We start from the raw sequence: 13871 nt of genomic DNA, 5'->3' as shown, positions 1-13871 counted from the left end.
AACCTTTTTAGATGCCAAACCCCCACATACCGAGGGGGTCTTTATTTCGTGTTATGATGCCATACCGCACGTGCCTAATACAGGCTCGCTGGGCTCGGCGGGTTATTGTACGGTCAAGGCTGATAGTTCTTCCGGCTTGAATCCGATGATGCGTTGGGTTTCTTGATCTTGGTTCAGCACGATGACAGTGGGCACGGTGCGGACCTTGTATTGGATGGCTAGCTCCGGCTTGTCAAACGGATTCACTTTTTCATAGGAAATACCCCTGCGGTCGAGAAAATCCGACACTTGGTTGCAGGGCGCACAATCATTTTTTTCGAACTTAATAATCCGTGTCATACGCTATAAAATTTATTGTTCAACATCTACCGGAAGCCAAATGTTTATTGGGTTGCTTCCGATTATTTTCGCCGTGTGGTTGGTAAGTTGTAGCCTTTGAACAAATATCAGCTATTTAATTCCAGGTAGGTAGCAATTGTTATCAACAGATGTGGAATTATACACATTGTGGATAAATGCTGTTTGCTAGTGTAGGTTTAATGTGTTGGTTATTAGTATTATGTGTTCGTTGTGTTCCTTCCAGTAATAAGGACTGTGGAGAAATGCTTGCTGTTTTCGGTATATTTATTGATATGTTAATACGCTCAGCCGACCACGGTTCCCGTGTTATCAAATCAAGTATTCGAACAACGTCGGATCGTTATTTACTTCCTTAAAATCGAAGCGATGTTTGCGCATACGGTCGATCAGTGCTGTATAATCGGCGGCATGTTGCAACTCGATACCAACCAGTGCCGGTCCACGTTCACGCTGGGTTTTTTTAATGAATTCGAATCGGGTAATGTCATCGTGTTGGCCCAAGACTTCATTAACGAATAACTTCAGCGCACCCGGGCGCTGGGGGAAGCGGACAATGAAGTAGTGTTTGAGCCCTTCATACAGCAGGGATAACTCCTTAATTTCTGCCATACGGTCGATATCGTTATTACCACCGCTTATGACACATACCACGTTTTTACCCCTGATTTGTTCGGCATAAGCATCGAGTGCGGCGACGGCGAGCGCGCCTGCAGGTTCGGCCACAATCGCATCCTTGTTATACAGTTCGAGGATGGTGGTGCAGATTTTCCCCTCGGGAATAAGTTGTACATCGTCCAATAATGCGCTCCCGTACCGATAGGTAAGGTCACCGATTCGTTTTACCGCAGCACCATCTACAAAACGGTTGATTTCATTGAGGGTTATCGGTCCGCCATTTGCCAATGCGGCTTTCATGGAGGGAGCGCCTTCGGGTTCCACGCCAAGGAGGGCGATTTCCGGCTTCGTTTCTTTGAAATAATTCCCTATCCCTGAGATGAGGCCACCGCCGCCAATGGGAACGATAACCATATCGGTGGCGGGTAGGTCTTGCAGGATTTCGACACCCACGGTGCCCTGGCCCTCGATGATATCGGGGTCGTCAAAGGGATGGATGAAGGTGAGTCCGTGTTTGGTACAGTATGCCGTAGCAGCCTGTTGGCAGTCGTCGAAGGTGTCGCCAGTAAGAATAATTTCGATACGGTCGCCGCCAAACATCTCCGTTTGACTGATTTTTTGCCGTGGGGTAGGGCCGGGCATGAATATGACCCCTTTGATGCCTAGTCGCTTACATGAAAAAGCTACCCCCTGTGCATGGTTGCCGGCACTGGCACATACCACGCCGTTAGCGCGTTCGGCTTCCGTGAGTTTGCTGATTTTGTTGTAGGCTCCGCGTAGTTTGTATGAGCGGACTACCTGCAGGTCCTCCCGCTTGAGGTACACGGCAGCGGTGTACTTTTCCGATAACCGCTGGCTATACTGAAGCGGGGTGTGTGTTACCACCCCCGCCAAGCGTTCGGCCGCCGCTTCGGTACGGTTTTTCATGAAGCTGAAGTTTCCACAGCTTCATCCAGCCTCACTTGAGCTGCTAACCAATCACCTACTTCGCTGGTCTTATACGCCTTGTTTTTCCCCGACAGATCTTCGGTGACAACACCTTCAGCCAGCGATTTGTTGACAATTTCCCGGATGAGGGCCGCCTCATCATTGAGGCCAAATACATCTTCTAACAGCATGGCGGCCGAAAGGACCGTTGCTAGTGGGTTGGCGATGTCTTTACCCGCTGCCTGCGGGTAAGACCCGTGTATCGGCTCGAATAGGGAGGTATGTATACCAATGGAAGCCGAAGGCATCAACCCCATAGAGCCCGAAATGACGGAAGCTTCGTCCGTGAGGATGTCGCCGAAGAGGTTTTCGGTAATCAACACATCATAAGCACTGGGCCACTGGACCAAACGCATGGCTACGGCATCTACAAATTCATAGCTTACTTCCACTTCGGGAAAATCCTTTTCCATGTCTTGTACCGTTTCACGCCATAAGCGAGAACTTTCAAGTACGTTTGCCTTATCCACGCAGCAAAGCTTCTTGCGGCGGTTCATGGCCATCTCAAAGCCCAGCTTTGCCAAGCGCTGCACTTCTTCGCGGGTGTAGGTACAGGTATCGAATGCGGTATCGCCACCGTCTTTCCGCCCACGCTCGCCAAAGTAGATGCCGCCGGTAAGCTCGCGGAGAATGATCAGGTCCGTTCCTTCGATGCGTTCCCTTTTCAAAGGCGAGTTGTCAATCAGTGAAGGAAACGTAAACGTAGGCCGTACATTAGCAAATAGACCGAGTTTTTTGCGCATTTTCAAGAGACCCTGTTCAGGACGTACGGGGGCTTTGGGGTCGTTGTCATAACGGGGGTGGCCAATGGCACCAAACAGCACGGCATCAGCTGCCATGCAGATTTCGTGGGTAGCTTCCGGATAGGGGTCGCCTACGGCATCAATGGCCGCGGCCCCGGTCAAACCGGACGTCCAGTTCACTTGATGTCCGAATTTCTCGGCAACCGCATCAATTACTTTTACCGCTTGTGCAACAACTTCAGGCCCGATTCCGTCGCCGGGCAACTGCGCTATATTTAGTTCCATTTTTTTATAAAGTCAAAAGTTAAAAGTCAAAATTAAAAAAGTCTGAAGGCCCGAAGACCAATCCTTCATCCTTGTTCTCGTATCTAATATTTAAATCTAAAATTTAGTGTCCAATGTCTACTATCAAGAGTCTGATGTCTAATGTCTGGGAGGATATTCAGCATTTTCTGGGTCGCCTTGATGGCCGATACGGTTTGGTCCGAATCCAATCCGCGGGTTGAAAATGTCCGTTTGTCCGTTTGCCAAGTGATGGTGGTTTCACAGAGTGCATCCGAACTGCTTCCCGGTGCAATCCGCACATTATAATCTATCAATTCCGGTAGCCGGATATTATTTTTTGAATAAGCCATCGTCAGTGCGTTCATAAAGGCATCGAACTGACCATCCCCCTGCGCATGTTCTTCAAACAGTTTGCTATTTATCCGTACGGCGATGGTTGCCGATGGGCGGAGGCCCTTGGCATGTGTAAGTACGTACGATTCCACTAATATCTGCAGTTCCTGGGTGCCGGTGGTCAGCACGTCGGAAATGATGTAGGGGAGATCCTCCATGGTTACGGTCTCCTTTTTATCACCGAGTTCGATCACACGCTGGGTCACCTTTTTCAGATCTTCTTCATTCAGCTTGAGACCAAGCTCTTGCAGATTTCTTTCGATATTCGCTTTGCCTGAAGTCTTGCCCAATGCGTATTTGCGCTTGCGGCCGAAACGTTCGGGCAGCAGGTCGTTGAAATACAGGTTCTTCTTGTTGTCGCCATCGGCATGGATACCTGCCGTCTGCGTGAAGACATTATCGCCCACCACCGGTTTATTGGTGGGTATCCGTACGCCGGAAAAGTTTTCCACGAGCTTACTCACCGTATAAATGGCCGACTCGTTGATGCGTACCCTGGCATCGGTCAGTAGGTCATTGATTGCTGCTACTGCACTTGCCAATGGAGCATTGCCAGCGCGTTCGCCCATGCCGTTTACAGTGAGGTGTAATCCATTTATGCCGGCTTTTACGGCTTCCAATACATTGGCCGTACCGAGGTCGTAATCGTTGTGCGCATGGAAATCAAAACGTGTTTGGGGGTACCTTGTCCGTACGGACGAAACAAACGCAGCGGTTTCGCTTGGCGAAAGGATGCCGAGCGTATCGGGCAGCATAATCCGATCGATAGGCTGTGATGTCAGGAAATCGAGGTATTGCAGCACATAGTCGGGCGAATGGCGCATGCCATTGCTCCAGTCTTCGAGATACACGTTGGTACGGATGCCGCTTTCGGCGGCCGATTCGATAACGGCAGCAATCTCATCGAAGTGTTGCTGTGGACTTTTCCGCAGTTGATGCGTCAGGTGGTTCAGCGAACCTTTAGTAAGCAGGTTCTGCACGTTGATGCCAGCTTGCTGCATCCAAGTGAGCGATTTGCCACCATCTACAAACGAGAGGACCTCGATGCGGTCAAGATGACCATTGTCCGCTGCCCATTTGGCTACCGCTTTCACACAGTCAAATTCGCCTTGTGAAACACGCGCCGAAGCGATCTCCACCCGATCCACCTGCAGTTCCTCCAAGAGCAATTGCGCGATGGTCAGTTTTTCAGAAACCGAGAACGACACGCCCGATGTCTGTTCGCCATCGCGCAGCGTGGTGTCCATGATTTCAATTATCCTGCTGGCCATGCGATTACGATTACAGTGGGAGTGTCTTGGAAAACGCTTCGATGTCGGATTTTATATTGAGCAGGTAATCGATATCATCAAAGCCATTCATCATGTTGCCCTTCTTGTAGTTATTGATATCGAAAGATTCCTTTTCGCCGGTGGACTGTATCGTAACGGTCTGCTCGGGCAGGTTGACTTCCAACTTGGTATCTGGATCGGCATAAACCGCAGCAAATACCTTTTCAAGGAACGCTGCGCTTACCTGTACAGGTAGTACACCGATATTCAGGCAGTTATTGCGGAAGATATCAGCAAAGAAACTGGATATCACGCATCGGAAACCATAATCATAAATTGCCCATGCGGCGTGTTCGCGGGATGAGCCGGAGCCGAAGTTTTTGCCACCAACGAGGATTTTCCCGCTGTAAGTGGGATCATTCAGTACGAAATCCGCTTTTGGCGTATTATCGGGGTGGTACCGCCAATCGCGGAAGAGGTTATCCCCGAAACCTTTCCGTTCGGTTGCCTTCAGGAACCGTGCCGGGATAATCTGGTCGGTATCCACATTCTCGATAGGAAGTGGAACCGCTGTACTTGTCAATATGTTGAAACTGTCGTATGCCATGTCGTTATGAAATGAGGGTTCGTGGATCGGTTACTTTGCCGGTTACGGCAGCAGCTGCCGCTACCAATGGGCTGGCAAGTAAGGTACGGGCGCCCGGGCCCTGCCGGCCTTCGAAGTTACGGTTTGACGTACTCACGGCGTATTTCCCTGCTGGTATTTTATCGTCGTTCATCGCCAAGCAGGCCGAACAACCGGGCTGCCGCAAGGTAAAGCCGGCTTCGGTGAGCGTATCGAGGATGCCCTCCTCACGGATCTGTTTTTCGACAACGTGCGAGCCGGGCACCAGCCACACCGTCACATCATCGGCCTTCCGCCTACCCTTCACCAGGGATGCGAAGGCGCGGAAGTCTTCAATGCGGCCGTTGGTGCAGCTGCCTAAGAACACATAATCTATTTTCTTGCCAATCATGGCTTCGCCCTCATGGAAGCCCATGTAGCCGAGCGATTTCTCAAACGTTGCTTTCGCTGCTTCCACTTGCTCGGCATCGGGGATATCGTGGGTAATACCGATGCCCATGCCCGGGTTGGTACCATACGTGATCATCGGTTCGATTTCCGAACCGTCAAACGTGAGCTCTTTGTCGAATTGGGCGTCGGCATCGCTTTTGAGCGTTTTCCAATAAGCCATTGCTTTGTCCCAGTCTGCACCTTTCGGGCTGAACTCGCGGCCTTTGATGTAGTCAAACGTGGTTTGGTCGGGCGCGATCATCCCGCCACGGGCACCCATTTCGATACTGAGGTTACAGACGGTCATGCGGCCTTCCATACTCATCTGCTCGAATACCGAACCGGCGTATTCGACGAAGTAACCGGTGGCACCCGAGGTGGTGAGTTTGGAAATGATGAACAACGCCACGTCTTTGGGCAGCACACCACGGCCTAATGTACCGTTGATGGTGATGCGCATTTTTTTCGGTTTCGGCTGCATGATGCATTGCGTGGAAAGGACCATTTCCACTTCTGAGGTGCCGATCCCGAAGGCGATGGCGCCGAAAGCACCGTGGGTAGAGGTGTGCGAGTCGCCGCATACGATGGTGGCACCGGGTTGCGTAATCCCGTTCTCCGGACCAATCACGTGGACGATTCCGTTTTTATAATGGCCCAATCCCCAATGTGGGATGCCATATTCCTTCGTGTTCTCTTCCAATGCCCTCAATTGGTTGGCAGACAATGGGTCCGCCACGGGCTTATCCTGGTTTATTGTCGGCGTGTTGTGGTCTGCCGTTGCAAATGTGCGCTCCGGATACAATACACGGATTCCACGGTTCCTGAGCCCAAGAAACGCAACGGGGCTGGTTACCTCATGGATCAAATGCCGATCAATAAATAACACATCAGGCCCTCCTTCGATCTTATGCACGACGTGTGCATCCCACACTTTGTCAAATAATGTCTTACTCATTTTTATAGTTGTTTCGTTTTTTGCTGTTTGCTGTTTGCCGTTAGCGTAGCGACTTACGACTAATGACTTATCACTAATACCTAAATAAACTTGTTGAGCGCATCGAGGTACGCATTTGCGGAAGCCCGGACGATATCTGTACTGAACCCGTAGCCCATATAAGATTTGTCTTCGTACACCACGCGCATATCCACTTTGCTTACGTCATCACTGCCACCGTGGATCGAATGGATATTAAATTCCTTGATTTCGATGTGTTTGCCCGTGATTTCCTCGATAGCTTTGATGGTGGCGCTCACCGGACCATTGCCGGTGGCGGTGGTCGTAAACTCCTCCCCGTTGTGGGCCAATCTGATGGTCGCTATCGGGGTATCCTGATCACCGGTAGTTACCTGCAGGGCATTGATGGCTAACCCATTTTTAAAGTTCTCTTCGGTCTTTGCACCCATCAACTGGAGCAGATCGTCGTCTTTCAGCTCCTTTTTTGCATCCGCCAACTCCAAGAAGCGTTGGTAGATCTGGTCGAGGTCTATCCGATCACTGGCGTATCCTAAGCGCACCAAGTGATGTTTCAACGCATGCCTGCCGCTCCGGGCGGTCAATATGATTTCCGACTGGTCGATGCCGACATCCTCCGGGTTGATGATTTCGTAATTTTCACGGTGCTTAAGTACCCCGTCTTGGTGTATGCCTGAACTATGTGCAAACGCGTTGCGGCCTACGATCGCCTTGTTGGGCTGAACCGGCATGCGCATCATCCGGCTCACCGTCGTGCTAAGCGGGTACAGTTGTTTCGTGTTGATCTGGGTATGTAGCCCGAGTGATTGATGGGTTTTCAATGCCATAACAACCTCTTCGAGCGAGGTATTTCCTGCACGCTCACCGATGCCGTTGATGGTACACTCTACTTGCCTCGCGCCGTTTTGCAGACCAGCCAAACTATTTGCCGTAGCGAGCCCCAGGTCATTGTGGCAGTGGACGGATATAATGGCTTGGTCGATGTTTTTTACGTTGTCTTTGAGGTACTTGATTTTGGCGCCGTATTGTTCGGGAAGGCAGTAACCGTTGGTATCCGGTATGTTTACGACGGTTGCACCGGCTGCAATTACGGCCTCGATCATGCGGGCGAGGTATTCGTTGTCGGCCCGGCCGGCATCCTCCGCATAAAACTCGATATCTTCAACGAAACTTTTCGCATATTTCACCGCTTCGACGGCACGCTCCAAAATGGCTTCCCGCGTGCTGTTGAATTTGTATTTGATATGCATGTCTGAGGCACCGATACCCGTATGGATCCGGGGGTGCTTAGCGTGCTTCAGTGCTTCGGCCGCGCTGTCGATATCACCTTTGACAGCGCGCGTAAGCGCGCACACCGTGGGGTTTGTCACCAACTTGGATATTTCCACGACGCTCTTGAAGTCGCCGGGACTCGAAATCGGGAAACCAGCTTCGATAATATCCACGCCCAGCTCCTCCAGTGCTTCAGCGATGATGAGTTTCTCGGGGGTGGTCAGTTGTGAACCCGGCACTTGCTCGCCATCCCGGAGGGTGGTATCAAAAATATATATGCGGTTAGGATCGTGCAACATCATAAATTGTTTTTTTGTTTATGTTATGTGTTCTGGTAACCTGCTTAATAAACAAGCTCGCTCATCTCTTCTATTATTTTTACTTTACCTTTTTCAAGTACCATCTTCTTTTCCAAACAATTGGGCAGTTGGGTTTCGTAGTGACCAACATAGATCAGCGTTTTTCCAAAACCGCACAACTCATCGACTACCGCATTGAAAAAGGCCGTTTGCGTATGGTCAAGCCCTTGGCATGGCTCATCCAGTATCAGCAACGGCGGGTTTTTGATAATCGTTCTGGCCAGCAGTACCAAGCGCTGTTTTCCCAAGGGCAGTGTAGTGATCAGCCGGTCTTTGACATCGGTAAGTTCAAAGAAGGCTAGCAGTTGATCAATTTTCTGCTGTTTCTCATAGCTGACCTGCCTGAACAAACCGATGCTGTCATAGAAACCCGAAGCAATGGCTTCCCACACCCGGGCGGTTTTATCAAAATACCAATGCAGTTCAGGCGAGATGATGCCTACGCGTTCCTTGATTTCCCAAATGCTCTCGCCACTACCGCGCGGTTGACCGAAGAGGCTGATGTTGTTGGCATACGCTTGTGGGTGGTCGCCCGTTATCAGGCTCAGCAAGGTAGATTTTCCCGACCCGTTGTGCCCTTGAAGTAACCATTTTTCGCCTGCACGTACCGTCCAATCGATTCCGCTGAGCACCACCTTCTCGCCGTACCGGACCTGGATGTTTTCCATGTGCACCATGATCTCGGAAGGTGATGCCGGTGCTTCCCTAAGAAATGCGGGTAGTGTTTGTTTTGTGCGGCTTACATCCATCGAAATCGCGTGTGCATCGTCCACCTGGTTGAGTTTGCCTTGGTCAATTTCGGCAAACCGGTTGATGCAGTTTGGTACATCCCGTTCATTGGTAACGAGTACCAACTGCACCCCGCTGGCCGCAAGGTCGTCAAAAAAACCATTCAGCTTCTGGCGTGAAGCTTTGTCCAACCCGGTGTAGGGCTCATCGACAATTAACAGCTGGGGTTTCAGCCACAATGCTTTGATCAATTGCAGCTTCTTGTGTTCACCGCTGGAAAGCTCAATCAATTGGGTGCCCTTCAGATCAACGAATTCAAAAAGGGTAAGGTATTGTTCGAGGTCCGCAAATGAGAGGTCCTCGGACTCGGCGTAAGCAGCTAATTCGGCGTATACCGTGAGTGTATCGTTCTTCTGTTGTTTGTTATATCGTTGTTGATAATAAAAATTGCGATCACCTTCCAGGTTAGTAAACTGATACCAATTGGATACGTATAATGTGCGTGCGGGCAGTGCCGATTGGTCATCAAAATGGATCCGGATACTACCACTCGTTTTCTCAAGCCCCGCCAATGCTTTTGCCAGCGCACTTTTACCCGAACCGCTTTTGCCGCCGATGAGCCAATGTTCCCCACGGTGGATTTGCCAGTCCAATTGATCCAATACCAAACGATCCGCATACTGCAGATTCAATTGAGCGATATGGACGACCGGGTCAGTCATTATGGTACGACACAAATTTACTAAAAAATGCCAATAATATGCAATTATGCCCTTTCTTGGCCTATTAAACCGATCCGGATCGGCCTCAGCGTTTTACGGCTTTTACCGACCCGGATATAGGTTCTTAAACTGTTTTTATAGCCTTCATGGCTGTCATGGCCTTACGCAATACGGCACCCACTTTTTCTACGGGATGGGTACGTATGGCTTCGTTTACAGCAATCAATGTTTGGTTGTCAACCGCGAGGTCTTTGCCTTCATTGAAATCCCTGCCAATAATGTCCGTATCCACGGTTTTCATGAAATCGGCCAATAGCGGCTTGCACGCGTGGTCAAACAGGTAGCAACCGTATTCGGCGGTGTCGGAAATCACGCGGTTCATCTCGAAGAGCTTCTTACGCGCGATGGTATTGGCAATCAGTGGGGTTTCATGCAACGACTCATAGTATGCCGATTCCGGCTTGATACCGGCTTCAACCATGGTTTCAAAAGCCAGTTCAACCCCGGCTTTGATGTAAGCGACCATAAATACCGCATGGTCGAAATATTCCTGTTCACCGATTTTCACATCACCAGCGGGTGTTTTTTCAAAGGCGGTCTCGCCGGTGGCAGCACGCCATCCCAAGAGTTGCTTGTCGCCATTCGCCCAATCTTCCATCATCGTGCGGCTGAATTCGCCACTCATGATGTCGTCCTGGTGTTTTTGGAAGAGAGGACGCATGATTGCCTTTAGTTCTTCGGATACTTCAAAAGCCTTTATTTTGGCTATATTGCTGAGGCGGTCCATCATTGCGGTAACCCCACCTTGTTTCAGCGCTTCGGTAACGACCTCAACGCCATATTGCACCAGTTTAGAGGCGTAGCCGGGCTCGATGCCTTTTTCGATCATTTTGTCGAACGACAGGATGGATCCGGTTTGTAGCAATCCGCACAAAATGGTTTGTTCGCCCATCAAGTCGGATTTGACCTCCGCAACGAAAGACGAACGCAATACGCCCGCTTTGTGTCCGCCGGTTCCCACGCAATAGGCTTTCGCTTGCGCGAGGCCTTTTCCCTGCGGGTCGTTTTCCGGATGGACAGCGATGAGTGTGGGTACGCCGAAACCACGCAGATATTCCGCCCTCACCTCGGAGCCGGGGCATTTCGGAGCAATCATGATGACCGTAATGTCTTTGCGGATTTGCTTTCCTTCTTCGACGATATTGAAGCCGTGTGAATAGGAAAGCGTAGCGCCTTCTTTCATCAGCGGCATCACCGCATCGATTACCGACGAGTGCTGCTTGTCGGGTGTGAGGTTGCTGACCAAGTCGGCCGTAGGAATAAGCTCTTCATAGGTGCCTACGGTGAAATGATTATCGGTAGCATTCTTCCATGAATCGCGCTTTTGTTCGATAGCTTCCTTGCGGAGCGCGTAGGAGACATCCAGTCCACTGTCTCTTAAATTAAGGCCCTGGTTGAGGCCCTGAGCACCACAGCCCACAATGACGATTTTTTTGCCTTTTAACGCGCTAACGCCGTCAGCGAATTCGCTGATATCCATGAATTCAGCAACGCCTAATTGGTTCAATTGTTCTCTAAGGGGTAGGGTGTTGAAATAATTTGCCATTGTTCTATTTATGTAATTGACTTTTTTGTTTTCGTATTTATTTAGCTGTCATGTTGATGTTGCAGGTCACATCGTGAATACTTTATCCTGCTTGTTGAGGTAGCGATTCTCGATCACTTCCTCCGCCGGTTCGGCTTCTTCAAACTCTTTCAGTTTTTTATGGAAACCTTCACTATCCTTAATGATAGCAATGCGGGCACTCCGCACAAACTCGATGAGGTTGTATTCGGCCAACGCTTCCGTGAGCGCATCGATTTCTTCGCGGTGGCCAGCTGTTTCGAATACCGTGTAGTCATTGCGGATTACCACCGCGCTGGCACCGTATCGGCGTAACAGCCGCTCAACGGGCGCTTTTTCGGTAACGATGTTTGTAGGGACCTTGTAAAGCGCTTGCTCCTGCCAGATTACTTCATCATTGGTGTTGTAATATGCTTTCAGTACTTCCACCTGTTTTTCGATTTGCCGGCACAGCTTGCGCACCACGTCTTCCGTTTCATGGATGACGATGGTGAACCGATGGATGCCCTCAGCTTCCGAGGGTGACGTATTGAGGCTCTCGATATTAATCTTGCGCCGCGAGAAGATAATGGATATACGGCCGATCATCCCGATGCTGTTTTCCGTATAGAGCGTTATCGTATATTCTTGCTTGTCCATGTTTTGTTGTCAAAAGTTAAAAACCAAAAGTCAAAAATCAATTACTTTAACCTGATTTCACTTACACTGCTACCTTGGGGTACCATCGGAAAGACGTTGTTTTCTTTGCCTACCATCACTTCAAGGAAGTAAGATCCATCGTAGTCGATCATTTCCTTTACCGCCTGTTTCAGGTCTGTGCGGTCGCTGATGCTGCGGCCGGGTATGCCGTAGCCTTTCGCTACAGTCACGAAATCCGGACTGGTGATGTTTACAAACGAATACCGCCTATCATGGAAGAGTTGCTGCCATTGGCGCACCATCCCCAAAAACTCATTGTTGAGGACGAGGATTTTCACCTTGGCACCGAATTGCATGATGGTGCCGAACTCTTGGATGGTCATCTGGATGCCCCCATCGCCGATAACGGCAACCACTGTCCGCTCTGGCGCACCATACCAAGCCCCGATGGCGGCCGGTAGTCCAAATCCCATGGTGCCCAACCCACCGGAGGTGACATTGCTCTTGGATTGGTTGAATTTCGCGTAGCGGCAAGCTACCATTTGGTGCTGTCCGACGTCCGTAACGATTACCGCGTCGCCGCCTGTCAGTTCATTGACAGTCTTGATGACTTCGCCCATGGTCATGATTTCGGTAGTGGGGTTGAGTTCGTTTTGGATGACCTCCGTGATTTCCTCCTGTTCCAATTCGCGGAAACGTGCTACCCATTCCTTATGTTCACGTTGGGTTACCAATTCCGTGAGCAATGGCAGGGTCTCTTTGCAGTCTCCCCATACCGGGACCGTTGCTTTTACGTTTTTGTCGATTTCAGCAGGGTCGATGTCCAGATGGACCACCTGCGCCTGTTTAGCATATTTGTCTAACCTGCCCGTCACACGGTCGTCAAAGCGCATGCCGATGGCGATAAGCACATCGCAGTCATTGGTAAGTACGTTGGGTGCGTAATTGCCGTGCATGCCCAGCATACCTACGTGCAAGGGGTGGTCGGTTTCCAGTGCGCTAAGCCCCATGACCGTAGCTGCTGCGGGAATTCCCGCTTTTTCGATGAACGCTTTGAACTCGGCCTCTGCCTTACCGAGGATGATGCCCTGGCCGAATAAAATAAATGGCTTTTTAGCTGCATTGATCAGTTCGGCGGCCTGCTGTACATATTCCCGGCGGACAATGGGCTTCGGGCGATAGCTACGGATGTGGTTGCACACCTGATAGCCCGTATAGTCGAACGACTGGATCTGGGCATTCTTTGTGATGTCGATCAAGACAGGGCCCGGCCGGCCGGTACGTGCTACGTGGAATGCCTTGGCCAATGCCGTAGGGATTTCGCAAGCATCGGTAACCTGGTAGTTCCATTTGGTAATCGGAGCAGTAATGTTGATCACGTCGGTTTCTTGGAAAGCATCGGTGCCGAGGAGGTGTGCAAATACCTGGCCGGTAATGCAGACAATGGGATTGCTGTCGATCATGGCATCGGCAAGGCCGGTTACCAGATTAGTGGCTCCCGGGCCACTGGTAGCGAAGACCACCCCTACACGGCCGGAGGTGCGAGCATAGCCTTGCGCGGCGTGGATGCCACCTTGTTCGTGCCGCACCAAGATGTGCTTTAGGTTTTCGCTGTAATCATACAGCGCATCATAGATTGGCATGATGGCACCGCCGGGATAACCGAATATGGTGTCTACGCCTTCTGCCAGCAACGCTTCGAGCACAGCCTGTGAGCCACTCAACTGCGTGGTTTTAGCACCGCCCGTCAAATTGTCCTGCGAGTTGTCTTTTGTGATTTCCAACGTGTTCATAGTTTTTTGTTTTTTGCTTCCGTACTAACGACTTATGACTAACGACTTACAA

11 protein-coding genes are annotated in these 13871 nt (G+C 50.5%); all 11 read right to left on the bottom strand.

The features are described from left to right. Nucleotides 1–102 precede the first annotated feature (102 nt). Nucleotides 103–339 carry a glutaredoxin family protein gene (locus VNQ80_RS01305; protein ID WP_325635587.1) on the bottom strand — a complete coding sequence of 79 codons (237 nt, stop codon included), beginning with the start codon at nt 337–339 and terminating at the stop codon, nt 103–105. A gap of 330 nt (nt 340–669) precedes the next feature. Then, the gene (ilvA, locus tag VNQ80_RS01300; RefSeq protein WP_325635585.1) at nt 670–1902 is read right to left on the bottom strand and encodes a threonine ammonia-lyase IlvA; all 1233 of its coding nucleotides are present in this window, start codon (nt 1900–1902) and stop codon (nt 670–672) included. Next, nucleotides 1899–2990, bottom strand: coding sequence for a 3-isopropylmalate dehydrogenase (gene leuB, locus VNQ80_RS01295; protein WP_325635583.1), 1092 nt, complete (start codon nt 2988–2990; stop codon nt 1899–1901). The genes ilvA and leuB overlap by 4 nt, the downstream gene beginning before the upstream one ends. Nucleotides 2991–3073: 83 nt before the next feature. Then, nucleotides 3074–4654, bottom strand: a complete 1581-nt coding sequence (locus VNQ80_RS01290) for an alpha-isopropylmalate synthase regulatory domain-containing protein (protein ID WP_325635581.1) — start codon at nt 4652–4654, stop codon at nt 3074–3076. Between the two features lie 10 nt (nt 4655–4664). Then, nucleotides 4665–5261: a 3-isopropylmalate dehydratase small subunit gene (gene leuD / locus VNQ80_RS01285; protein WP_325635579.1), complete on the bottom strand. Its 597-nt coding sequence runs from the start codon at nt 5259–5261 to the stop codon at nt 4665–4667. Nucleotides 5262–5265: 4 nt separating this feature from the next. Next, entirely contained in the window at nt 5266–6663 is a 1398-nt protein-coding gene (gene leuC / locus VNQ80_RS01280; RefSeq protein ID WP_325635577.1) for a 3-isopropylmalate dehydratase large subunit, read from the bottom strand. Nucleotides 6664–6743: 80 nt separating this feature from the next. Next, nucleotides 6744–8252 carry a 2-isopropylmalate synthase gene (locus VNQ80_RS01275; protein WP_349255651.1) on the bottom strand — a complete coding sequence of 503 codons (1509 nt, stop codon included), beginning with the start codon at nt 8250–8252 and terminating at the stop codon, nt 6744–6746. Nucleotides 8253–8296: 44 nt separating this feature from the next. Continuing rightward, nucleotides 8297–9763 carry an ATP-binding cassette domain-containing protein gene (locus tag VNQ80_RS01270; RefSeq protein WP_325635573.1) on the bottom strand — a complete coding sequence of 489 codons (1467 nt, stop codon included), beginning with the start codon at nt 9761–9763 and terminating at the stop codon, nt 8297–8299. A 124-nt stretch (nt 9764–9887) separates the two neighbouring features. Further along, entirely contained in the window at nt 9888–11369 is a 1482-nt protein-coding gene (ilvC, locus tag VNQ80_RS01265) for a ketol-acid reductoisomerase (protein ID WP_325635571.1), read from the bottom strand. A gap of 66 nt (nt 11370–11435) precedes the next feature. Next, nucleotides 11436–12026 (bottom strand): acetolactate synthase small subunit, encoded by a 591-nt coding sequence (gene ilvN, locus VNQ80_RS01260; RefSeq protein WP_325635569.1) that lies wholly within the window; start codon nt 12024–12026, stop codon nt 11436–11438. A 41-nt stretch (nt 12027–12067) separates the two neighbouring features. After that, complete coding sequence (gene ilvB, locus VNQ80_RS01255) at nt 12068–13819, bottom strand: biosynthetic-type acetolactate synthase large subunit (RefSeq protein WP_325635567.1); 1752 nt, start codon at nt 13817–13819, stop codon at nt 12068–12070. Between the last annotated feature and the right edge of the window lie 52 nt (nt 13820–13871).

The organism is Parapedobacter sp., assembly GCF_035556095.1.
GTDB lineage: Bacteria > Bacteroidota > Bacteroidia > Sphingobacteriales > Sphingobacteriaceae > Parapedobacter.
This window is presented reverse-complemented; position numbering and strand designations above follow the sequence as displayed.